Here is a 20,729-nt window from a genome sequence, read left to right on the forward strand (position 1 = left end):
ACCCCGTAAAATAGAAGAGTGAGCACTTGATTTGCTGGTGCTTTCAAACAACGGTGTTGTTTTTTTAACAGCCGAACTGGAAAGGGAGGCTGAGCTGCTCAGTGATCACTTTATCCGTTGGCTGATTTACGCCGGCATGTTCGCTACAGGCACTGAACGACAACGCAGATGGTATGGTCTGTGCGTTCTGACTCGTCAAGGATCGGCCAATGGATCGTTTGTCTAATTTGCTCTCGCGGTTCGGCGTGCGGGCCAATCTGTTCTATGACGGCGACCTATGCGGCTCTGCATCTTACGATGGCGCCGAGCGGCGAGGTTATATCCATCTGCTTCAGGCCGGCAGCGTGACGTTGCTTGGTCCCGATCGCAAGGATTTGCAGCTCACTCGCCCTAGCTTGATTTTTATGCCACGCCCCGCCAAGCATCAATTGTTTGCGGGTGAGTCCGATGGCGCAAAGTTGTTGTGTGCTTCCATGGAGTTTGAGGGCGGAATTGATAATCCTTTGTCGGCTTCATTACCGGACTGTTTGGTGCTCGCACTCGATGATCTGCCCATGCTGGCAGACACGTTGGAGTGGATGTTTGCCGAGGCGGCAAATGTGCATTGTGGAAGGGAAGCCGCGCTTGAGCGCTTATTTGAGCTCCTAATCATTCTGTTGCTCCGTTACCTGCTCGATCATCACCAGTTGCGCACCGGAATGATGGCTGGACTGGCCGACATGCGGCTTGCCCGATCGCTTTTACAGATGCACAACTCCCCGGAACATGCCTGGTCAATAGCAGAGCTGGCCAGTGAGTCAAATATGTCACGCGCTGCGTATGCCGTGCATTTCAAGAGTGTCATCGGACAGACGCCTGCTGATTATTTGTTGAGTTGGCGAGTTAGCCTGGCTCAGAAGCTGATGCGAGAAGGGCGCTCGATTACGCTGATTGCAGCTCAAGTCGGCTACGAAAGTCCTTCGGCGCTGTCTCGCGCATTTAGACGCAAGACGGGGTTGAGCCCTCGTGACTGGTTGAAAGATCTGGCGGGGGAAAATGATGGCAAAAAGGCCTAAGGCATTACTGCCTTAAGCCATTGAAAAAATTATGCATTAATTTTACGTTTTTCCAGTTCAACCAGCGAATGGCCTGCCACAAATATCGAAACAGCAAGCAACCCTAAGTCTTTAAGCAGAAACTGACCTGGCGCAACGGAAATCGCCGGAAACCCTAAACTAGGCTCAATGACGCCCGGAGTGGAAAACATAAAGCTAAGGGTTGTGAAGAACAGGCCTGCAGACAGAGCGCCTCCTACCACGGATAGTTTGGGCGACAGCATGCGGCCTGCGATCAGAGTGCCGATCGAAATCTCTAGTATGCCGAGCAGGCTGGAGAACATGTCGACCGAAAAAATGCTATACACCCATCCCAAAAGCGGGCTGTTGCTCACCAGTGGAACCAGGCCCTCGGCCTCGTAGTGGGTAAATTTCATGCCGCCGAACCAGAAGTAAATAATAGCGAGAGCCAAGTACGCGCCATAGATACCTAGCCCCATAGTTTTGGTTCCAAGCGTTAAGTGGGCCTGTACGCTGGACTTCGAGTTTTCAATGCCTATGGTTTTCATGTCTGAGCTTCCAGTAGTGAGTGAGAGTGTGTTGGCTGCCGAACGCCGTATGCGTTGGCGATGAGATTATTATGGCTGGCATCTCTAATCAAGAGGCATCAGAAAGTATTGATTTCAGTGCAGATCGTCTTGGGCGGTGCAATTCGCGATGAAGGGATCGCCGTGGAGAGCGATGAGTGCACTATTTCGATAAAGGAGTCGTTTTACATAGGTCGATGAAGGAGTCGCCTCAGAAAACGGAAAATAAAGCACGCTAAGGCGTAGTTCCCTCGGGCTACACCGCGTCCGCACTGCGCGGTTCTTTCTTCCCTTGCAGTGACGCAATCAGCGGGCAGGAAACGTTCCCCTTCCGCGCATGGCAGGCGCACACCAAATCAGACAGCACGGCCTCCATGCGCGCCAGGTCAGCCATCCTCTCGCGCACGTCCTTGAGCTTGTGCTCGGCCAGGCTGCTGGCTTCCTCGCAATGGGTGCCATCCTCCAGCCGCAGCAGCTCGGCGATCTCATCCAGGCTGAAGCCCAACCGCTGGGCTGATTTCACGAAGCGCACCCGCGTTACATCCGTCTCGCCATAGCGGCGAATGCTGCCGTAAGGCTTGTCCGGTTCCGGGAGCAAGCCCTTGCGCTGATAGAACCGGATGGTCTCCACATTGACCCCGGCCGTCCTGGCGAAAACGCCAATGGTCAGGTTCTCCAAATTGTTTTCCATATCGCTTGACTCCGTACATAACTACGGAAGTAAGCTTAAGCTATCCAATTCAGATTCGAAAGGACAAACGTATGTCTGAACCTCAAAACGGGCGCGGCGCGCTCTTCACTGGCGGGCTGGCCGCCATCCTCGCCTCGGCTTGCTGCCTCGGGCCGCTGGTTCTGATCGCCTTGGGGTTCAGCGGCGCTTGGATCGGCAACTTGACGGTGTTGGAACCCTATCGCCCCATCTTTATCGGCGTGGCGCTGGTGGCGTTGTTCTTCGCCTGGCGGCGCATCTACCGGCCGTCAGCCGCCTGCAAACCGGGTGAGGTTTGCGCGATTCCCCAAGTGCGAGCTACTTACAAGCTCATTTTCTGGGGCGTGGCCGTGCTGGTTTTGGTCGCGCTCGGATTTCCCTACGTCGTGCCATTTTTCTATTGATCACAGGAGTTCACCATGAAAAAGCTGCTTTCCGCCCTTGCCCTCGCTGCCGTTGTTGCCCCCGTGTGGGCCGCCACCCAGACCGTTACGCTGTCCGTACCGGGCATGACCTGCTCGGCCTGTCCGATCACTGTCAAGAAGGCGATTTCCAAGGTCGATGGCGTCAGTAAAGTTGACGTGACCTTCGAGACGCGCGAAGCGGTGGTCACCTTCGATGATGCCAAGACCAGCGTGCAGAAACTGACCAAGGCTACCGAGGATGCGGGCTACCCATCATCAGTCAAGAACTGATCATGAAAGACCCGAAGACACTGCTGCGGGTCAGCATCATTGGCACAACCCTCGTGGCGCTGTGTTGCTTCACCCCTGTTCTGGTCATTTTGCTCGGTGTGGTCGGCTTGTCCGCGCTGACCGGCTATCTGGACTATGTGCTGCTGCCTGCGCTGGCGATTTTCATCGGCTTGACCATCTACGCCATCCAACGAAAACGCCAAGCCGATGCCTGCTGCACCCCGAAATTCAATGGAGTAAAAAAATGACCGAAATCACCGTGAATGGCATGACCTGCACATCCTGCGCCACCCATGTCAAAGATGCTTTGGAAAAGATTCCCGGCGTGAATGCCGCTGTGGTGTCCTATCCAGAAAGCCGCGCGCAAGTCATGGCAGACACCGCCGTGAGCCACAACCAACTGCTGGCCGCCATCGCCGCATTGGGTTATCAAGGCTCGATCCGGGTTGGTGATTTCAAAGATGAACCAAAAATCCGTGATGCACTTGAGGGCGCCGGTTTGCATATCGCCATCATTGGCAGCGGCGGGGCCGCGATGGCGGCGGCGCTGAAGGCCGTCGAGCAAGGCGCGACGGTCACGCTGATCGAACGCGGCACCATCGGCGGCACCTGCGTCAATATCGGCTGTGTGCCGTCCAAGATCATGATCCGCGCTGCCCATATTGCCCATCTGCGCCGGGAAAGTCCGTTCGACGGCGGTATTGCGGCAACTGTGCCTGCGATTGACCGCAGCAAACTGCTGGCCCAGCAGCAGGCCCGTGTCGATGAACTGCGGCACGCCAAATACGAAGGCATCCTGGACGGCAATCCAGCCATCACCGTTTTGCACGGTGAAGCGCGTTTCAAGGACGACCAGAGCCTGGTCGTCCGTTTGAACGAGGGTGGCGAGCGCGAGGTAACGTTCGACCGCTGCCTGGTCGCCACCGGTGCCAGTCCGGCCGTGCCGCCGATTCCGGGCCTGAAAGAGTCACCCTACTGGACTTCCACCGAAGCGCTTGTCAGCGACACCATTCCCGCACGCCTGGCCGTGATCGGTTCGTCGGTGGTGGCGTTGGAACTGGCGCAAGCCTTTGCCCGGCTCGGCAGCCAGGTCACGATCCTGGCACGCAGCACCTTGTTCTTCCGGGAAGACCCGGCCATCGGCGAGGCCGTGACAGCCGCTTTCCGCGCCGAGGGCATCGAGGTGCTGGAGCACACGCAAGCCAGCCAGGTCGCCCATGTGAACGGCGAATTCGTGCTGACCACCGGACACGGTGAATTGCGCGCTGACAAGTTGCTGGTTGCCACCGGTCGGGCACCGAATACGCGCAGCCTCGCGCTGGACGCGGCGGGGGTCACTGTCAATGCGCAAGGGGCCATCGTTATCGACCAAGGCATGCGCACGAGCAACCCGAACATCTACGCGGCCGGCGACTGCACCGACCAGCCGCAGTTCGTCTACGTGGCAGCGGCCGCCGGCACCCGTGCCGCGATCAACATGACCGGCGGCGACGCAGCCCTCAATCTGACCGCGATGCCGGCAGTGGTGTTCACCGACCCGCAAGTCGCCACCGTGGGCTACAGCGAGGCGGAAGCGCACCACGATGGCATCGAGACCGACAGTCGCACGCTGACACTCGACAACGTTCCGCGAGCGCTTGCCAACTTCGACACACGCGGCTTCATCAAGCTGGTCATCGAGGAAGGTAGCGGACGGCTCATCGGCGTGCAGGCGGTGGCCCCGGAAGCGGGCGAACTGATCCAGACGGCGGTGCTCGCCATCCGCAACCGCATGACGGTGCAGGAACTGGCCGACCAGTTGTTCCCCTACCTGACAATGGTCGAGGGGTTGAAGCTTGCGGCGCAGACCTTCAACAAGGACGTGAAGCAGCTTTCCTGCTGCGCTGGATAAAAAAAGGAGGTTTTCAATGAGCGCCTACACCGTGTCCCGGCTGGCCCTTGATGCCGGGGTGAGCGTGCATATCGTGCGCGACTACCTGCTGCGCGGATTGCTGCGTCCGGTGGCGTGCACCCCGGGCGGCTATGGCCTGTTCGATGATGCCGCCTTGCAACGGCTGTGCTTCGTGCGGGCGGCCTTCGAGGCGGGCATCGGCCTGGACGCGCTGGCGCGGCTGTGCCGGGCGCTGGATGCTGCGGACGGCGATGAAGCGGCCGCGCAGCTTGCCGTTCTGCGTCAGTTCGTCGAGCGTCGGCGCGAAGCGTTGGCCGATCTGGAGGTGCAGTTGGCCACCATGCCGACCGAGCCGGCACAGCACGCGGAGAGTCTGCCATGAACAGCCCCGAGCGCTTGCCGTCCGAGACGCACAAACCGATCACCGGCTACCTGTGGGGCGCGCTGGCCGTGCTCACCTGTCCCTGCCATTTGCCGATTCTCGCCATTGTGCTGGCCGGCACGACGGCCGGCGCGTTCATCGGAGAGTACTGGGGTATCGCAGCCCTCACGCTGACCGGTTTGTTCGTCCTGTCTGTGACACGACTGCTGCGGGCCTTCAAAGATCGATCATGAGCGCTTCCCATTGAGACAAACCACGCTGTCGCTACGTTGCCTCATGCCGGCATCAAATTCGGCTGAGTAGCTTCTCGCCATCTGGACGTAGCTCACCCTTGGGTGAAACATGCCGATACAGGGTCTGCCGCGTGACGCCAAGTTCCTGGCACAGGTCGCCGACCTTGGTCTCTGGCTGACCCATTGCCGCCATCGCCAGCCGCAGCTTGGCGGCGGTCATCTTGAACGGCCGGCCGCCTTTCCGCCCGCGCGCGCGGGCCGAGGCTAGGCCGGCAATCGTGCGCTCCGCGATCAACTCGCGCTCGAACTCGGCCAGGGCGGCGAAGATGCCAAAGACCAGCTTGCCGGCGGCGGTCGTGGTGTCGATGGCCGCGCCGTGCCCGGTTAATACCTTCAAGCCGATGCCGCGCCCAGTCAGGTCGTGCACGGTGTTGATGAGATGTCGCAGGTCGCGTCCGAGCCGATCCAGTTTCCACACGACCAGTGTGTCGCCAGTTCGCAACGCCTTCAGGCAGCTCGTCAAGCCGGGCCGATCCTCGCGCATGCCGGATGCCTGGTCCTCGTAAAGATGTACTGGATCGACCCCGGCGGCAATCAGCGCGTCGCGCTGCAAATCGGTAGCCTGGGAGCCGTCCGCCTTCGATACCCGCATGTAGCCTATCAGCATGTCGTACCTGTCACATATACGTTCGATTATGTGACAGTTTGCATCGGGAAGCTCTGCACGTCAAAATTTGTCACTTAACCCGTCATTCTGTCTAAGGCATGCAAAGGGTAGGCTAGGCTCATAATGTGACAGAAATTCCGGGGGGATGCCTTCCTTCGCGAAGGTGGCGCGCAACTGTTCCAAGGAAGCGGGGTCGCGCCGACCATAGGAAGCCAACGCGAACAGCGAGCGTGCCGTCTCGGGGTTGTGTCGTGCTTCAATGATGGCCTCATCAATGGCCTGGATTGCACGCTGCCAGTGATCGACGGGTTCGGGCTTCGGCGCTTTCGCCGGCAGGCCACTGGTGAACCCGGTTTGGGGCTCGGACCAGAATAGCTTTGCGTGCTCGCCTGGCGGGCTTATATCCCTCACCTCAATCAAGCTGATTGCCGTTGCCGCCGCCTCCAGCATCTGCAACCGTACTGCCGGGTTCAGGGTTTCATACGGTCGCCACAGACTTTGCCCAGCACGCAGCGGATGCCCGCAGCATTCCCAGATTTGGCGGAGATACCCCGCGTAGGTGCCGCACGTCGAAAGCGGGGTGTTCAGCTCATCGAGCAGCGTGCGTAGCAGCCTAAACCACAATCCGGCGTGGATGCGTCGGCGCGGCAACTCCACGTGGCCGGTCGTCAGTGCCTGCCAGGTACGCTGGTCCATCGCCGCAATCGCGTCGCTGGCAGTGCGCGGTTCGGCGTCGGCGTTCTCCCAGCCGAGAAACCGCCCTGGCACGCCCCAATAGGATTCCAGCCAGCAGCCATGCAGTGGGCAGCTCAGCATCAGGGGCAGCTTCCACGCGAGCAGTACGGCTTGGTTCTCCGGATCGTTCAGGCAGAGCGGACAGGCGCGGTGTATCGGTTGGGTGGGCAGCCAGGCACGCCAGCTCGTGATGGATCGCGTCTTACGGCGGAGTCTCGGCAGCAGTACCGAGAGCTGGAACGCATAGGTTTCCAATGCGGCTGGAATCTGATCATCAAGGCTGTCCAGTAGCCAAGGCACCCAGCCGGCGAAACTCATGCAGCGCAGCCGATCCAGCTCGATACCGCTCCGCTGGGAGAGCATCGCCAGCAGCGCCAGTGGTGGCGCGGTGTCCAGGTCATCAACCTGGCCGTGACCAAGATCGTGCTCCAGCAGCTCGGACACTTCCATGTGATAGCAAAGGGCCACGCGGTTGAGCCACGAAGACAGGGCTTCGGCTTCCCTGGGTGCCGGATGCAGTGGCCAGCGTGGCGCTGGCTTCACATCAGTTCCCGCTCGAATTGCCGCCGCCGCTCGCTGGGACCGGTGTAATCGGCCATGCTGAGCGTGCGGTGGTTGATCGCTTCCTCACCACTCTCCACGGCGGCCACGGCCGCCGCCATCAAAAGGTGCGCCAGCTCGCCAATAGTGCCCTCGCTGCGCGTGAGCAGGTAGCGAGCCATGTCCAGCGTGGCAATCGACGAAGGTCGCCGCAGCGGGAGCGAAGCCGCGAAGCTGGCCAGCAGTGAACAGCAATCGTCGTTGGCCTCCCACACCGGCAGCATCATCGGCTCGAAGCGATTTTCCAACTGGTCATCCGAGCGGATGGCCAGGTAGGCGTCGCGTGTGCCCACACCGACCAGCGGGATGCGCAATTCGTTGCCGAGGAAGCGCAGCAGGTTGAGGAATTCCCGGCGGTTGACGCTGTTGCCGGCCAGGACGTTGTGCAGCTCGTCGATCACCAGCAAACGCACACCGAGCTTGCGCAGCAGTGTCAGCGCCAGTTGCTCTATTTCCGGCAGCCGTGGGCGCGGTCGCAATGGTGCTCCCATCGCCGCGAGCAGCGCGACGTAGAAGCGGATCACCGATGGCTCGGACGGCATCTGCACGACCAATACCGGGATGTGCTCCTGGTCGGCGTCGGAGCTGGCCGGGTGGGCGCGGCGGAACTTCTCGACGATCATCGACTTGCCGTTGTTGGTTGGACCGACCAACAGCAGGTTGGGCATGCGTTGTTTGTTTGGCCACGTATACAGGGCTTCCAGCCGGTTCAACGCCTCGACTGCTCGCGGATAGCCGATCCAGCGGTCGGCGCGAAGGCGATGGATGCGCTCGTCCGCCGGGAGACGGGCCAAGCCCTGGGCCGCCGGCAGCAGGTGGGACAGGTCGATGATGGGATATTCGTCCACGGCTACCACTCCTCAATCTGGTCGAACGGTTTGGCAGGTGGCTGGTTGTCCGCCTGCGGGTCTGCCATGTCCGTGTCCGCTGGTGGCGTGGTTTTGACAGGTTGTTCCGTTGACTTGAGATGCTGGCGTCGATCCGCGTCGCGCCGCGCCTTGCGCGTGGCTTTCTGCGCAGTGGTCACGATTTCGCGCATCTGCCCGATCATGCGGAACAGCGCCGACTCATCCACCTGTTCGCGCCCTTGCTGCCGCAATTTCGCCAGCGCCTGCCGTTGTTCCCAGAGGGTGACAGCCGGGTGCGACAAGGTACGGTATGGAATTTCCAGATAGTGCTGCCCCTCCGGCTCCAGCACCCAAATGCGGCTGATGTCGCGTGGGTCGCGCCGGATCAGGAACGCAGGCAGGCGGTCGCGCCGAGCTATCCACGGCTTGAGCGCATCGGCGTAGTAGTGGATGTGGTCGATGACGAAGCCAGTGCGGGTCAGGGTGCGGCGGAGGACGGGCAGGAAATCGACCAGAAAAGCCGTGGTGCGAGTGATGACGGTTGGAACGCCGGTACGCGCGACAGCTTCGGCCCAGCGTGCGGCCGGCGGTTGGAGCAGGCCGTTGTGCACGGAGCCGTGATAGGTGCCAACCGCCAATGCGAGCCAGCGTTCCAGCTCGCGCAGTGTCAGGGCGGCCATCTTCTCGGAGGCGTATTCCCCGCGCTGGTCAGGGTTGGAGAAGGTCGTCCCCGGCAATTCGTCGTGGATCATTTGCATCGCCGTGCCGATGATCCGTTCCACGATGCCGCCATAGTGCGGCTGCCCGAGAGGCCGATAGTCCAACCGGATGCCATGCTGCTCGCAGCCACGGCGTAGCGCCTCGCTCTTGAATTCGGCCGCGTTGTCCAGGTAGAGCAGCGCGGGCTTGCCGCTCATCGGCCAGTCCATTTCCACGTCCAACCTTTCCAACCAAGGGCGCTTGTCGCAACCGGCGTGTGCGAGGCACAGGCCGACCGAGACGGCAGATGGCGCTTCTAACGTGACCACCATGCCAACCACGCAGCGGGTGAACACGTCGATGGCGAGGGTCAGGTACGGACGGCCAATCGGTTGCCGGTCGCGCTCGTCCACCACGATCAGGTCGATGACTGTGTGGTCGATCTGTACCTGCTCCAGCGGTGCGGAGACTGGCGGAGGAACACCGCCAACACCTTGCAGGATGCGGGACGCATCCTGGCCTTCCCGAAGTCGAGTGGTCTTGAGTGGATCAAGGCTGGCGATCCGCAACGCGACCGTGTTGCGCGCCGGCATCCGCAGCTTTTGCAGCTTGCACACCCGCGCAACTTCACGGTGGAACGCCGCCAAGCTGCGCTTCTGCTTGGTCAGGAAGCGCTTTTGCAGTAGCTCGCGGATGATTCGTTCGACCGACTCCGGCAAGCGGCCTTTACCTTTGCCACCGCTCGACTGTCCAAGAGCCAAATCAGTGACCAGCCCCGAACCTTGCCGGGCACGGCGGATCAGGACGTAGACCTGCCGCCGGGACAGACCCAGCGCCTGGGCTGCTGCGTCGGCCGCTTCATGCCCGACCGTCTCCGACTGCGCCAACGGCCCAATGATCTCCGCGCGGCAGCGAGCACGCTCCCATGCCTGTTCTGACAGGGTGGCTACGCCGCGCTCGGCAATCGGTACGGTATCGGTCGCCATGCTCGCCTCGCTTTGGTGCACACGAGTATTGAGCATAGACGAGTTTCGTGCAGAGGAGTCCTGATATCGGGCTGTCAGGAGCCGTATGCACAGCAGGCTTCATGTCTCGTTGATTGGTGCAGTCGTCTTCTGAAAATGACATCCCGATGCAAACTGTCACATAATCGAACGTATACGTGACGGGTGAAAAGGTGCTGATCGGCTACATGCGGGTATCGAAGGCGGACGGATCCCAGTCCACCAATTTGCAACGCGATGCGCTCATCGCCGCTGGTGTGAGCCTTGCGCACCTTTACGAGGATCTGGCCTCGGGCAGGCGCGATGATCGCCCAGGGTTGGCTGCTTGCCTGAAGGCGCTTCGTGAAGGGGACACGCTGATCGTGTGGAAGCTCGATCGGCTTGGCCGTGATCTGCGCCACCTGATCAACACCGTGCACGACCTAACTGCGCGTAGCGTGGGCCTGAAGGTCCTGACCGGTCACGGTGCGGCGGTCGACACGACGACTGCCGCCGGCAAGCTTGTGTTCGGTATTTTTGCCGCGCTGGCCGAGTTCGAGCGTGAGTTGATTTCCGAGCGAACAGTCGCTGGACTTATCTCGGCGCGCGCTCGCGGCAGGAAAGGGGGGCGCCCCTTCAAGATGACCGCCGCCAAGCTACGCCTGGCGATGGCCAGCATGGGGCAACCGGAAACCAAGGTGGGCGATCTCTGCGAAGAACTCGGGATTACCCGGCAGACGCTCTACCGGCACGTGTCGCCCAAGGGCGAACTGCGGCCAGACGGCGTAAAGCTGCTCTCCCTCGGTTCAGCCGCATAAATGGAGGCGACCTGGAACGGGGCGCTGTTCAGTGCGGCAACGATCCGATTACCGGTGTCGACCCAGAGCAGCCGTAGAGCTTTTGGGAAAGCTGTCGTTCAACGCCGAAGTTCAGCCGCCAGAACGGAGCGCAGCGGAGTGATGGTCGGCTGCAACTTCATGTTATGCCGCATCTGCCTGCTACTCAACGACTGAGCGATTTGTGTGCGCTTTTACAACATTCGTTGTGTGCTTGAGCAAGTCTAGACCGCCCGGCAGGCCGTGCCCCGGAATGACGAACTGTGCTTCCGGGTAGTGTTGTTGAATCCGCTCAATGGAGGTGGGCCATTCAGCCAGATCGGCATCGGCCACGTTCCCCGCAGACGTGCGTGACAACTCATAAATCGCACAACCACCATAGAGCACACTCGCAGACGGGACGTACACAACTAAGTTGTCGGTCGAATGCGCAGCACCAGGATAGAAGAGTTCTACTGGACCGAAGCGCACTGCGTCCCCGCTCGATGAGAGTCCTTCTAGAGAGTGCGTGGGAATCTCGTTCCCCTCTACCTCGGCTAGCCGGCGTGTCGACGGTGATGCGTACGTTGCCACCCCAGCCGCCCGAAGGACATCAACGCCGCCGACGCGGTCGTCATGAAAGTGCGTGGAGACTGCACGCGTTACAGGAAGTCCAATTTGCTTCTCAATCTCCGCGAGAAGTGCCGCTGTGTTTTTCGCACCCCACGCTGTATCAATCAAAAGCAACTCATCACCATCACGGACAATGAGACCATTGGACGGGTAGACTGCGCCATCAAACGACTGCGTTGCGATATGCGACCAAACACCATCGGCAATCTGGTAAAGCCGGACCTCCCCGACCGGAATTTCGCTGACTGTCGGATACTCACCGCTAGAATCTACGGAAAAAGCGAGCGGACTCGCAATAGCCATGATAGACGCGGTCAAATAGACCAATAACTTACTCAAAAGTTTGAACATCAAAACTCCATGGGGGTGAGTGCGGCATAACGTTTGACATGAGGGGCGACCAAGGGCGCCAGCCCTTGGACGTCCCCCTCGATGGAAGGGTTAGGCATCACTGCGTGTTCGCTCGAATGCCTGGCGTGTTTGAACCATGTACACGGCTGGACCATCTGGGGTGGTTACGGTACCTTGCCTCTCAAACCCCGCTTTCTCGTAGCATCGGATCGCTCGCAAGTTGCTCGGCGACGGGTCCGTTTGGATCTTGGTGACCTCGGGATCATTGAACAGCAACTCAACCAGTGCTCGAACCAGCTTGGTTCCCAAGCCTTTGCCCAGTTGTGATGCATTCGCCAGTGACTGGTCTATTCCGCGTACTCCTGGATCGGTTTCTTCTTCCCACCATCCGTCCCCGCTTCCAAGAGCAACGTACGACTGGGCATACCCAATCGGCTCTCCATTCAGCATTGCAATGTATGGAGTGACGGACTCTTGCGCTAAAACGCTTGGCAAGTACCGTTCCTGTACGTCAGCAAGTGTCGGGCGTGCTTCTTCTCCGCCCCACCACTCGACGATATGAGATCGATTTAGCCACTCATAGAGCATCGCAAGGTCATGCTCAGTCATGAGGCGCAGTGTGACGGAATCGTTGCTGTTGGTCACGATGCTGTACTTTGTGATGCCTAACTTTGTTTTAGGGCGACTGCCCTGCTGCGTAACATCGTTGCTGCTCCATAACATCAAACATCGACCCACGGCGTAACGCGCTTGCTGCTTGGATGCCCGAGGCATAGACTGTACCCCAAAAAAACAGTCATAACAAGCCATGAAAACCGCCACTGCGCCGTTACCACCGCTGCGTTCGGTCAAGGTTCTGGACCAGTTGCGTGAGCGCATACGCTACTTGCATTACAGCTTACGAACCGAACAGGCTTATGTCCACTGGGTTCGTGCCTTCATCCGTTTCCACGGTGTGCGTCACCCGGCAACCTTGGGCAGCAGCGAAGTCGAGGCATTTCTGTCCTGGCTGGCGAACGAGCGCAAGGTTTCGGTCTCCACGCATCGTCAGGCATTGGCGGCCTTGCTGTTCTTCTACGGCAAGGTGCTGTGCACGGATCTGCCCTGGCTTCAGGAGATCGGAAGACCTCGGCCGTCGCGGCGCTTGCCGGTGGTGCTGACCCCGGATGAAGTGGTTCGCATCCTCGGTTTTCTGGAAGGCGAGCATCGTTTGTTCGCCCAGCTTCTGTATGGAACGGGCATGCGGATCAGTGAGGGTTTGCAACTGCGGGTCAAGGATCTGGATTTCGATCACGGCACGATCATCGTGCGGGAGGGCAAGGGCTCCAAGGATCGGGCCTTGATGTTACCCGAGAGCTTGGCACCCAGCCTGCGCGAGCACGGGCATGGTGGCTGAAGGACCAGGCCGAGGGCCGCAGCGGCGTTGCGCTTCCCGACGCCCTTGAGCGGAAGTATCCGCGCGCCGGGCATTCCTGGCCGTGGTTCTGGGTTTTTGCGCAGCACACGCATTCGACCGATCCACGGAGCGGTGTCGTGCGTCGCCATCACATGTATGACCAGACCTTTCAGCGCGCCTTCAAACGTGCCGTAGAACAAGCAGGCATCACGAAGCCCGCCACACCGCACACCCTCCGCCACTCGTTCGCGACGGCCTTGCTCCGCAGCGGTTACGACATTCGAACCGTGCAGGATCTGCTCGGCCATTCCGACGTCTCTACGACGATGATTTACACGCATGTGCTGAAAGTTGGCGGTGCCGGAGTGCGCTCACCGCTTGATGCGCTGCCGCCCCTCACTAGTGAGAGGTAGGGCAGCGCAAGTCAATCCTGGCGGATTCACTACCCCTGCGCGAAGGCCATCGGTGCCGCATCGAACGGCCGGTTGCGGAAAGTCCTCCCTGCGTCCGCTGATGGCCGGCAGCAGCCCGTCGTTGCCTGATGGATCCAACCCCTCCGCTGCTATAGTGCAGTCGGCTTCTGACGTTCAGTGCAGCCGTCTTCTGAAAACGACAGTTCTGCCTGACATCCAGTTAGGGTATACCTCAAATTGACACTGCGTATTCCAGAGAACGTGATGACGGAAGGTTGAACCTTCCGTCATAGCGCATCTGGTTTGGCCTCCCGTCAGCCAACCACGGGAAACACTGACTCGATCATTGGAGAATGGTCAGCTTGGCCTTGAGATCAATGGCTCTCGCGAAGTTGTGGTAATTCGGCGATGTTCGCTGCACCTGCGCGTGCAATGCTTTCAGCGCCGCCGAATCCGCCGACGACTCCATTTCGACCTCATACTCGACCTGGTCGTACCCTGGATTGATCCCAGGATCGATTCCAAGAAAACCTCTCAGATCGAGGCTTCCCTTCGTGCGGATAGTCAGCGATTGCAACTCGATGTTCATTGCCGCCGCATTTGCCGCGTAGGTTGCAGTCATGCATGCGTTCAACGCAGCCAGGATCAATTCTTGTGGATTAGCGGCCGTGTCGGTACCGAGCAATTCTGCCGGTTCGTCCGCGTCGATGACAAAGCCGCGCGCCAAGGCCGTGTCACCTAGTACGAGCGGCATGGTTCGCGCACGCGTCCGGGTGCCACCCTCCCAGGTTGTCACGACGCCGAACGTCGCGATGCCTGCGGCGGGCTTTGCTGCGACCTGATCTGCAAACTCACGCAATGCGCCGACGTTGATCCCGTTGCCGGGAGTTCCTTTAATGTTTGTGTTCATTTCTCGTTCCCCCATTATGTGTTACGCCCGGCCATCACGCCGCCGTCAACGTCCCAGATTGCGCCCGTCACCCATGCTGCCTTGTCCGACAACAGGAAGAGGATGACCTCGGCGACGTCTTGTGGCGTCCCAACCCTGCCGATTGGGTGGAAGCTGTTGAATCCCTGTAAGGCGCCATGAACCTCGGCCTTGGGTATGAATCCCTCGTAAATCGGCGTTTCGACAACCGCCGGAGAAACGGCATTGACCCTGATTTGTTTGGATGCCAGCTCCATCGCAAGGTGCTGGGTCAGCGAATGCAAACCTGCTTTTGCCATCGAATACGCGGACGACGGCGTAGCCGCAATCGCCTGCTTGCCCCACATCGAGCCGATGTTCACAATGGCGCCGGGACGCTCGCTGGCCACGAGATTGGCCACGACTTTTTGTGTGATGAAGAAGAACGCTTTATTCAACGTCAAATATTGTTCGTAATCACTTTCCGTGTGCTCAAGAAACGCCTTCGGGAAGAACACCCCAGCCGCGTTGACCAGAAGATTGATGTCCTTGTGGTGTTCATCGATGGTATGCAGGAGTCGCTTCACATCTTCGGCTCGCGAGAGATCGGCAGTCAGGGCGGTCACGGTGCCCAACGACGACAGCGCCTTGCGGGCCTCTTCGGCCTTGTCTTCACGGTGACCGACGATGACGACGCTTCCGCCTTGCTCAAGAACCATGCGGGCAGTTTGCAGTCCCATCCCGCTAGTGCCGCCGATGACCAACAACTTCTTGCCATTAAATTCAGTACTCATAATAATCTCCTTAACTACCAACTAAATGGTAGGGTTGTGTTGCAAAAAAAGTGCCGACCTCAGGTCAACACGGTGGAAAGAAAAGTGTTTCCAACTTCGGCCGGTCCGCGTGACGACCGCATGCCACGGCCCACCATCATCGAGCCTTCCAACGCGCACAAGAATGCCTCTGCGAGAGCCTCTGGGGTGGAATTCGAGGTGATCAGCGCGGCACGCTGACCATCGGCAACGACAAGAGTCAACCAGTCGAGATTGACTTTAAAGAATCGCTCGACCTCGCTCACAACGGCGTCCGGCAGCGAGTCCGACTCGGCACCCAACATGCCGCAGACACAAAGGCGCCGGTCCTTGGCGAAGGTGCGTTCGAAAAGTGCCGCATACGCAGTTAGCCTGTCAGGCGCTTTCGCATGCTGCCCTTCGATGCTCAGCAACTCCTCACGAAACCGGTGCGTGTAGCGCTGTGCGACCACGGCCACGAGTTCACCCTTCTTGGGAAAGTGGTGGTGGATACTTGGTTTTTTGATGCCTACCAACTGGGCCACGTCGTCGTATGAGAAGCCGTTGTAGCCGTGCTGCTGTACCAACCCTTCAGCGGCATCGACCACCCGCTCGGCGGTCGGCGAGATTTCGGAGAAATGCTTCATGCAAGCGCCTCATTTGATTCGGCGACTGGCAGGTGGCCTGTCTTGACCAGGATGGTGCAGCCTGTATTGCTGAAGGGACGGTGAGCACTCAAATGCGGACTGCGCATCCATGTGCCGGTAGGGTAGCTTCCGAACTCATCCTCAAAGACGCCTTCCAACACATAGATTTCTTCACCGCCGTAGTGACGATGCGAATTGAATCGTGTCCCCGGGGCCCAGCGCACCAAAGCCGTATGTTGTGTGTCGAACTCAGAAAGTGGCATCACCGACAGACCCGGCACGAGGCCTGGAAACCAGGGGCCGTTACGGGTGTCGACCACGGTGCGTTGGCTGTCGGCTAGATCAAGATGGCGCAGCTTGACGAACAACGTGCAACCCGTCGCGGAGCTCGGTGCATGCGAAGAACCTGGTGGATTCTTGATGTAAGTCCCAGGCCCGAAGGTCCCGGATTCGTCGCTGAATTCGCCGTCCAGGACCAGAATCTCCTCGCCCAAGTCGTGCTTATGATTTTCAAAAGCGGAGCCCGGCGCGTATCGCACGATCGAGGTGGCACGCGCCACTTCGTCGCCATCACGCTCCAGTAACTGGCGTTGAATCCCGGTCGCTGGCGAATCGACCCACTGTAAGCTTGAAGGCTCGACGACAACACGCTGCGAAAGATCTGAATTGAGTTTCATGGCTTTATTTCATCTACCGACTACTTGGTAGGTAAGTTATAAGATCCCGATTTGTTTGTCAAATAGCTTTCGCCATTTTCTTTCATCCATTGAAAAAACAATGAATTGGTTACAAGAACTCGCGAAGCTTAGCGTACGATTTTTTCCGAATTCTCTATCGTCCCCAGGAGGAGGTGTCCCGGCTGAGCGAAGCATCCGCGCTTCAGGTGCAGTAGACGCAGGGCCTGCAGGAGCGCTTGGTCGAAGCCACTACACAGCTAAAGCTACTCGGGGTGCCGCTTGTGAACAGCGATGGCGCACGTAGCACATGAACCGGCACACTGAGCCTATGCACTGAGCGGAGGTGGAGATGACACTACTTGAGACTGCCGATGAGGGGGCTGCGGAACCTGTCCGGCTGACTACGCCGCTGGGCCAGGCCATTGGTAATCTGTTCGCCCGGGCCTTGCCGCTACTGGATGGCAATCCGCCAGGCTCACTCAAGGTCTTCGTCTTCGGCGGCTGCGCGGTGCACCTGCTCACCCATGCGCGTGGTAGTGCGGACATCGATGCGGAGATCGAGGCGGCCCGTGTGCTGCGTAAGGACGAGATCATGGCCGTCTACACACCGCCAGAGGGATATGAGGACGGCGACGGCCGCGACTTGCAGGTGTACCTGGACCAGAACTACACCAATGCCCTCGGGCCACTGCACGAGGATTACCGCGAGCGCGCCATCCCCATGGAGGGTTTCGAGGGTGAGCAGCCGCTACATATCTTCGTTGCCGCCGGCGTGGATCTGGCCATCTCCAAGCTCGGCCGCTTTACGGAAAACGATCAATCTGATATCGAACAGCTCATCGAATGTGGCCGTGTCGATGTCGGCCAGTTTGTTACACTAGCAACAGAGGCAATCGATTATGCCGTGGGCAACCGAAGTGCAATGCTAGGCTGCCTGAAACTGGTCACAGCGAAGTACCTGGAGGATGGGCGAGATGCCACGTCTGGATCGTAAACAAAGCTTTGGCACGCTTCTGGAGACTGTCACCCAGCAGCGTCTTAGCCAAGTTGCGTCCGATGCTCTTGTGGAGCTCGCCAAGCAGTTGTGGTACGAAGAGCGCGACCTCGTGCCAGTACTGCAGCGTGAAGTGGCAGGCAAGCTGCGCCAGCCTGAACAGAAGCTGCGTGCCCTCTATCTCGTCGACCTGCTGCGTCGCTTTCCCTGTGTATCAACGGACAAAGCCGCGCGCCTAAAAGGCTTTGTCAGCAGTTGGTCAAACCTGAAACCAGCAGAGCGCTCACCGCGTGCGACCCAGCTTGTCTCTCGCTACCAACTCGACAAGCTGGCCTATGAATGGGGGCTTGAAGAGGACGTCAGCAAGCAGATGCAGGATGTCCTGGCTTTCCAAACCCGCCATTACGCGGCCACCCAGGGCGTGAAGACGGGCTATTCAGAGCCAACGCCCGTCAGCTAGCAGCAGAGCACGGCAAAATGGACGGGGAATGGCCAATTCAATAAATCACGACCAACGACTCGCTGATCTAACACGCGAGGCATTGGCCGACGTGAGCGAGGGTTTGGTGATCGATCACGCATTGGTCGAGACTTGGGCTCAGAGCCTTGATACCGACACCCCAGTACCTTTGCCAACTCCAGATCGGCCTACTTAATTCGCAGCAGGCCGAACTGATCCTCAGCGGTATCTGGCTGAAGCCATTACGCTAAGCGCGCCTTCGCTTGAGCAGGATTTCCAATCTGTTCGTTTAAGTGCGGCAAGTTACAGAGCGAATGCCCTAATTTTTGCCTTATCTCGGCACGCCCTCTTGTCGAAATAAACTCATTAATAACAATGAGTTACAGGACAAATGAGTGAATTTCCCCCTTGCCTCGGCATAACCTCAATCAGGCGTTCAGAGCCGTTTCTATAATTGACTATAAAAGCCTATAAAGCCCACCCTGAGCAGCTCAGCGACGCTAGAAAAATATTTAAATACAATCAGTTGCAGCGCGTATGTCCTAATTTTCCTTTATCTCGGCATGACCCCTGCAGCTGACGCCGCAGCCAGGACAGTGCTGGTTACAGCAGCGAAAGCATTTATCAAAGCGGATTGCACAGCTGGATCGTTGATTGCGAGAAGCATGATGGCCCCCTGAAAGTTGACTTGCTCCATGGGGATGCTTCACAGAAACCAGTAAATTCCAGGCACAAAAAAACCCGCTCGATCGGCGGGTTTCTGTAAGCCTTAGTGCTTGGCGCTGGGAGCGCCTTTGCTGCCTGAAGCCTTCGCAATTTCTGCCTTGATGGCTTTGTAGGCGCCAATCACAGGCGCAAAGTAAATCCGAGGCGCCTGTTTGGCAGCACTCAGGAATTCCGAAGTGAAAGTCGTTGCTTTCATGTGCTCGCCCCTCTCATGAGAAAGTATCTAATGACCTACATATAGCAAATAGGGAGAGAACCTTCAAGCGAGAGAAACAATTTCGCCAGCCAAAAGAAAACCCGATTCGCATAAGCGAACCGGGCAGGTGCAGCGTTCGGACGGAAGACCACCCGTCAGATCAACAAGGCCAATGTGCCAGTTTGGAATTTATCAGACTCTGAGCCCGTCACCTCATCCATCTCAGGATGGGCAGAACGAATCGGAAAGTTAACCACATTATTGCGGGATGCCATGAGCGCCCGCCCTATCTCCTCACCCACAGAAACAAACTTTGGAAAGCAGACACTCTGGCCGCAAATTTCATGACCAATAGTTTCAGAAACTCCATCAGTTAAACCTGCAGGAATCCCTTTGAGCCTTTCGTGTTCGGCTTTAGTGAAGAGCCTGCTGAGGCCTGTTTTTTCAGGATGCAATATGAACGGTTCGGTACTTCTTCCTTTTTTGTAGCCCGTCCCTAACGTGCCACAACCTGATTCATTTCCAGTTAGCAACTGCCTGGAGAATCCCTTGCCTTCAGACTTGTCTCTTTTCTCCTTAGTTGCTAAGTATTCATAGGATTTCCAAGATTCATCGTCGAGAGGTATATCATCGAGTATCGCATTGATGCATGTCTCTCTGACCTTGTTCACCTTCAGATTTTCAAACGAGAAAGAGTCCCCTAAACCATGCGTTATTGCCACCACAACCAGGCGTTTCCGGTGCTCCAGCGTCCCGTAGTCCCATCCATCAAGAACAGCTTCATGCACTTTGTATCCGAGGTGAATAAACACGCTTCGGATAGCTGCCATGGAAGCTGTATTTGCGTACTCCCCAACATTTTCAATCAGCGCAACACAGGGGTTGACATGACGGAGCCAGTTGAGATAATCCACGAAAAGCGCACCTGCATCAGCATGATCCTCTGCAAAATCGAGCTTATTCTTCACCTTTCCGCTACGTGATGCCCCAACACAAGGTATTCCCCCTGTCAAAAGCTCACATTGCGGGGTATGTTCACTGAGGTACACGTCTCGTACGTCTGAGTTTATAGCAATCGACTCTTCTGTCCAAATCTCATTATTGTTTCGCATTGAGCAGTCGAGATACTCGCTCTCCAACTCAACACCGACCTGAACGAATGAGCCTACACCGGATTGCATTAGGCCAGAGTGCACTGCGGCGTCTAGGACCCCGCCGCCGTGGAAGAGGCTGCATACAGCAAGCTTTTGTCCTCGCTCCAACTTTTCCTTCATGCGCTTGAGGCGCTCGCGGATCTTTGTCTGAATCTGCAAAGCAGTAATCACAATCCGGCCACGACGAATCGCAACTCGGACCTTATGGTCATCTTCAAAGACTTCACGGATTTGCTCAGAGCGCAAGTCGATTACTGGATGTACAACCCCATTACGCTCACGCTTAGATACGCTGATGCACTTCCCGGAAAAGCCAGTTGGAACCTCAATTAGTTCGAGACGTCGTGCAATCTTGTCTGACTTAATCGAGTACTTCTTGCCAATCTGAATACCGGCTGTCAGGAGGTGACGGCCTTCCATAAAGACACGTGAAACGCCCTTCGATTCGCCGATTTTTGCGTTGATGATGGTGGTCATTGTGGTGCTCCAAGTAGTCGACACAGCTC

General features: G+C 58.2%; 24 protein-coding genes and 1 pseudogene. 11 read left to right on the plus strand and 14 right to left on the minus strand.

All coding sequences use genetic code 11. The features are described 5' to 3' along the window. The first annotated feature begins 209 nt into the window (after window positions 1-209). Window positions 210-1,055 (plus strand): AraC family transcriptional regulator, encoded by an 846-nt coding sequence (locus tag KW568_RS29035; protein WP_003464995.1) that lies wholly within the window; start codon window positions 210-212, stop codon window positions 1,053-1,055. A gap of 29 nt (window positions 1,056-1,084) precedes the next feature. On the opposite strand, the gene KW568_RS29040 is transcribed toward KW568_RS29035, so the two are convergent. Continuing rightward, on the minus strand, window positions 1,085-1,603 hold the full coding sequence (locus KW568_RS29040) for a YkgB family protein (RefSeq protein WP_003464991.1): 519 nt from the start codon (window positions 1,601-1,603) through the stop codon (window positions 1,085-1,087). Between the two features lie 274 nt (window positions 1,604-1,877). Then, complete coding sequence (merR, locus tag KW568_RS29045; RefSeq protein WP_000429838.1) at window positions 1,878-2,312, minus strand: Hg(II)-responsive transcriptional regulator; 435 nt, start codon at window positions 2,310-2,312, stop codon at window positions 1,878-1,880. Between the two features lie 71 nt (window positions 2,313-2,383). Between merR and merT the strand changes: the two genes are divergently transcribed. The 6 genes from merT to merE are packed head-to-tail and all read left to right on the plus strand — an operon-like array spanning window position 2,384 to window position 5,531. Then, window positions 2,384-2,734, plus strand: a complete 351-nt coding sequence (merT, locus tag KW568_RS29050) for a mercuric ion transporter MerT (RefSeq protein WP_001294667.1) — start codon at window positions 2,384-2,386, stop codon at window positions 2,732-2,734. 15 nt (window positions 2,735-2,749) lie between these two features. Next, window positions 2,750-3,025, plus strand: coding sequence for a mercury resistance system periplasmic binding protein MerP (merP, locus tag KW568_RS29055; RefSeq protein WP_000735441.1), 276 nt, complete (start codon window positions 2,750-2,752; stop codon window positions 3,023-3,025). Window positions 3,026-3,027: 2 nt separating this feature from the next. Continuing rightward, entirely contained in the window at window positions 3,028-3,273 is a 246-nt protein-coding gene (gene merF, locus KW568_RS29060) for a mercury resistance system transport protein MerF (RefSeq protein WP_000654684.1), read from the plus strand. Continuing rightward, window positions 3,270-4,916 carry a mercury(II) reductase gene (merA, locus tag KW568_RS29065; protein WP_000136268.1) on the plus strand — a complete coding sequence of 549 codons (1,647 nt, stop codon included), beginning with the start codon at window positions 3,270-3,272 and terminating at the stop codon, window positions 4,914-4,916. The genes merF and merA overlap by 4 nt, the downstream gene beginning before the upstream one ends. 16 nt (window positions 4,917-4,932) lie before the next feature. After that, a complete protein-coding gene (gene merD / locus KW568_RS29070; protein WP_003465059.1) occupies window positions 4,933-5,298 on the plus strand; it encodes a mercury resistance co-regulator MerD in 366 nt (121 codons plus the stop codon). After that, entirely contained in the window at window positions 5,295-5,531 is a 237-nt protein-coding gene (gene merE, locus KW568_RS29075; RefSeq protein ID WP_001087809.1) for a broad-spectrum mercury transporter MerE, read from the plus strand. The genes merD and merE overlap by 4 nt, the downstream gene beginning before the upstream one ends. A 52-nt stretch (window positions 5,532-5,583) precedes the next feature. Here the strand turns inward: merE and KW568_RS29080 are convergent, their stop codons facing one another. Genes KW568_RS29080 through KW568_RS29095 form a run of 4 tightly spaced genes read right to left on the minus strand, consistent with a single transcriptional unit; the run spans window position 5,584 to window position 10,066 of the window. Continuing rightward, the gene (locus KW568_RS29080; RefSeq protein ID WP_000904941.1) at window positions 5,584-6,198 is read right to left on the minus strand and encodes a recombinase family protein; all 615 of its coding nucleotides are present in this window, start codon (window positions 6,196-6,198) and stop codon (window positions 5,584-5,586) included. A gap of 60 nt (window positions 6,199-6,258) precedes the next feature. Continuing rightward, window positions 6,259-7,476 carry a TniQ family protein gene (locus KW568_RS29085; protein WP_009288528.1) on the minus strand — a complete coding sequence of 406 codons (1,218 nt, stop codon included), beginning with the start codon at window positions 7,474-7,476 and terminating at the stop codon, window positions 6,259-6,261. Next, window positions 7,473-8,381 carry a TniB family NTP-binding protein gene (locus KW568_RS29090; RefSeq protein WP_013741668.1) on the minus strand — a complete coding sequence of 303 codons (909 nt, stop codon included), beginning with the start codon at window positions 8,379-8,381 and terminating at the stop codon, window positions 7,473-7,475. Before KW568_RS29090 ends, KW568_RS29085 begins: the two co-directional genes overlap by 4 nt. A 2-nt stretch (window positions 8,382-8,383) precedes the next feature. Further along, window positions 8,384-10,066: a Mu transposase C-terminal domain-containing protein gene (locus tag KW568_RS29095; RefSeq protein WP_011494284.1), complete on the minus strand. Its 1,683-nt coding sequence runs from the start codon at window positions 10,064-10,066 to the stop codon at window positions 8,384-8,386. Window positions 10,067-10,257: 191 nt separating this feature from the next. Here KW568_RS29095 and KW568_RS29100 point away from each other — a divergent pair, with 191 nt between their 5' ends. Next, window positions 10,258-10,881: a recombinase family protein gene (locus tag KW568_RS29100; protein WP_003155741.1), complete on the plus strand. Its 624-nt coding sequence runs from the start codon at window positions 10,258-10,260 to the stop codon at window positions 10,879-10,881. 180 nt (window positions 10,882-11,061) lie between these two features. Here KW568_RS29100 and KW568_RS29105 read toward each other — a convergent pair whose 3' ends face one another. After that, complete coding sequence (locus KW568_RS29105) at window positions 11,062-11,862, minus strand: subclass B1 metallo-beta-lactamase VIM-2 (RefSeq protein ID WP_003108247.1); 801 nt, start codon at window positions 11,860-11,862, stop codon at window positions 11,062-11,064. A gap of 90 nt (window positions 11,863-11,952) precedes the next feature. Next, the gene (gene aac(6')-Ib / locus KW568_RS29110) at window positions 11,953-12,507 is read right to left on the minus strand and encodes an AAC(6')-Ib family aminoglycoside 6'-N-acetyltransferase (RefSeq protein WP_071984682.1); all 555 of its coding nucleotides are present in this window, start codon (window positions 12,505-12,507) and stop codon (window positions 11,953-11,955) included. A gap of 163 nt (window positions 12,508-12,670) precedes the next feature. Here aac(6')-Ib and intI1 point away from each other — a divergent pair. Next, window positions 12,671-13,671: pseudogene (gene intI1, locus KW568_RS29115) on the plus strand (class 1 integron integrase IntI1). 343 nt (window positions 13,672-14,014) lie between these two features. On the opposite strand, the gene KW568_RS29120 reads toward intI1, so the two are convergent. From KW568_RS29120 to KW568_RS29135, 4 genes are read right to left on the minus strand one after another with little or no spacing between them, the layout of a single operon-like run. Next, on the minus strand, window positions 14,015-14,581 hold the full coding sequence (locus KW568_RS29120; RefSeq protein ID WP_004574805.1) for an OsmC family protein: 567 nt from the start codon (window positions 14,579-14,581) through the stop codon (window positions 14,015-14,017). A 14-nt stretch (window positions 14,582-14,595) separates the two neighbouring features. Then, the gene (locus KW568_RS29125; RefSeq protein ID WP_004574804.1) at window positions 14,596-15,372 is read right to left on the minus strand and encodes an SDR family NAD(P)-dependent oxidoreductase; all 777 of its coding nucleotides are present in this window, start codon (window positions 15,370-15,372) and stop codon (window positions 14,596-14,598) included. 59 nt (window positions 15,373-15,431) lie between these two features. Next, on the minus strand, window positions 15,432-16,016 hold the full coding sequence (locus KW568_RS29130) for a TetR/AcrR family transcriptional regulator (RefSeq protein ID WP_004574803.1): 585 nt from the start codon (window positions 16,014-16,016) through the stop codon (window positions 15,432-15,434). Beyond that, window positions 16,013-16,693, minus strand: coding sequence for a cupin domain-containing protein (locus tag KW568_RS29135; RefSeq protein WP_004574802.1), 681 nt, complete (start codon window positions 16,691-16,693; stop codon window positions 16,013-16,015). Before KW568_RS29135 ends, KW568_RS29130 begins: the two co-directional genes overlap by 4 nt. Window positions 16,694-17,042: 349 nt before the next feature. Between KW568_RS29135 and KW568_RS29140 the strand changes: the two genes are divergently transcribed. Together KW568_RS29140 and KW568_RS29145 are read left to right on the plus strand one after the other, a co-directional pair. Continuing rightward, window positions 17,043-17,687 (plus strand): DUF6036 family nucleotidyltransferase, encoded by a 645-nt coding sequence (locus KW568_RS29140; RefSeq protein ID WP_004577577.1) that lies wholly within the window; start codon window positions 17,043-17,045, stop codon window positions 17,685-17,687. Beyond that, the gene (locus KW568_RS29145; protein WP_004577578.1) at window positions 17,668-18,147 is read left to right on the plus strand and encodes a hypothetical protein; all 480 of its coding nucleotides are present in this window, start codon (window positions 17,668-17,670) and stop codon (window positions 18,145-18,147) included. Before KW568_RS29140 ends, KW568_RS29145 begins: the two co-directional genes overlap by 20 nt. A gap of 769 nt (window positions 18,148-18,916) precedes the next feature. Here the strand turns inward: KW568_RS29145 and KW568_RS29150 are convergent. After that, window positions 18,917-19,069, minus strand: a complete 153-nt coding sequence (locus tag KW568_RS29150) for a hypothetical protein (protein ID WP_016487031.1) — start codon at window positions 19,067-19,069, stop codon at window positions 18,917-18,919. Between the two features lie 155 nt (window positions 19,070-19,224). After that, a complete protein-coding gene (locus KW568_RS29155; RefSeq protein WP_004577579.1) occupies window positions 19,225-20,700 on the minus strand; it encodes a DNA cytosine methyltransferase in 1,476 nt (491 codons plus the stop codon). Window positions 20,701-20,729 lie beyond the last annotated feature (29 nt).

The organism is Pseudomonas sp. HD6515 (assembly GCF_024971855.1).
GTDB lineage: Bacteria > Pseudomonadota > Gammaproteobacteria > Pseudomonadales > Pseudomonadaceae > Aquipseudomonas > Aquipseudomonas alloputida.

Excerpts from the sequence above, each read along its gene's own strand:
- KW568_RS29035 (WP_003464995.1), top strand. The coding sequence starts at position 210 with ATGGATCGTTTGTCTAATTTGCTCTCGCGGTTCGGCGTGCGGGCCAAT.
- KW568_RS29040 (WP_003464991.1), bottom strand. The coding sequence starts at position 1,603 with ATGAAAACCATAGGCATTGAAAACTCGAAGTCCAGCGTACAGGCCCAC.
- merR (WP_000429838.1), bottom strand. The coding sequence starts at position 2,312 with ATGGAAAACAATTTGGAGAACCTGACCATTGGCGTTTTCGCCAGGACG.
- merT (WP_001294667.1), top strand. The coding sequence starts at position 2,384 with ATGTCTGAACCTCAAAACGGGCGCGGCGCGCTCTTCACTGGCGGGCTG.
- merP (WP_000735441.1), top strand. The coding sequence starts at position 2,750 with ATGAAAAAGCTGCTTTCCGCCCTTGCCCTCGCTGCCGTTGTTGCCCCC.
- merF (WP_000654684.1), top strand. The coding sequence starts at position 3,028 with ATGAAAGACCCGAAGACACTGCTGCGGGTCAGCATCATTGGCACAACC.
- merA (WP_000136268.1), top strand. The coding sequence starts at position 3,270 with ATGACCGAAATCACCGTGAATGGCATGACCTGCACATCCTGCGCCACC.
- merD (WP_003465059.1), top strand. The coding sequence starts at position 4,933 with ATGAGCGCCTACACCGTGTCCCGGCTGGCCCTTGATGCCGGGGTGAGC.
- merE (WP_001087809.1), top strand. The coding sequence starts at position 5,295 with ATGAACAGCCCCGAGCGCTTGCCGTCCGAGACGCACAAACCGATCACC.
- KW568_RS29080 (WP_000904941.1), bottom strand. The coding sequence starts at position 6,198 with ATGCTGATAGGCTACATGCGGGTATCGAAGGCGGACGGCTCCCAGGCT.
- KW568_RS29095 (WP_011494284.1), bottom strand. The coding sequence starts at position 10,066 with ATGGCGACCGATACCGTACCGATTGCCGAGCGCGGCGTAGCCACCCTG.
- KW568_RS29105 (WP_003108247.1), bottom strand. The coding sequence starts at position 11,862 with ATGTTCAAACTTTTGAGTAAGTTATTGGTCTATTTGACCGCGTCTATC.
- KW568_RS29120 (WP_004574805.1), bottom strand. The coding sequence starts at position 14,581 with ATGAACACAAACATTAAAGGAACTCCCGGCAACGGGATCAACGTCGGC.
- KW568_RS29125 (WP_004574804.1), bottom strand. The coding sequence starts at position 15,372 with ATGAGTACTGAATTTAATGGCAAGAAGTTGTTGGTCATCGGCGGCACT.
- KW568_RS29130 (WP_004574803.1), bottom strand. The coding sequence starts at position 16,016 with ATGAAGCATTTCTCCGAAATCTCGCCGACCGCCGAGCGGGTGGTCGAT.
- KW568_RS29135 (WP_004574802.1), bottom strand. The coding sequence starts at position 16,693 with ATGAAACTCAATTCAGATCTTTCGCAGCGTGTTGTCGTCGAGCCTTCA.
- KW568_RS29140 (WP_004577577.1), top strand. The coding sequence starts at position 17,043 with ATGACACTACTTGAGACTGCCGATGAGGGGGCTGCGGAACCTGTCCGG.
- KW568_RS29145 (WP_004577578.1), top strand. The coding sequence starts at position 17,668 with ATGCCACGTCTGGATCGTAAACAAAGCTTTGGCACGCTTCTGGAGACT.
- KW568_RS29150 (WP_016487031.1), bottom strand. The coding sequence starts at position 19,069 with ATGAAAGCAACGACTTTCACTTCGGAATTCCTGAGTGCTGCCAAACAG.
- KW568_RS29155 (WP_004577579.1), bottom strand. The coding sequence starts at position 20,700 with ATGACCACCATCATCAACGCAAAAATCGGCGAATCGAAGGGCGTTTCA.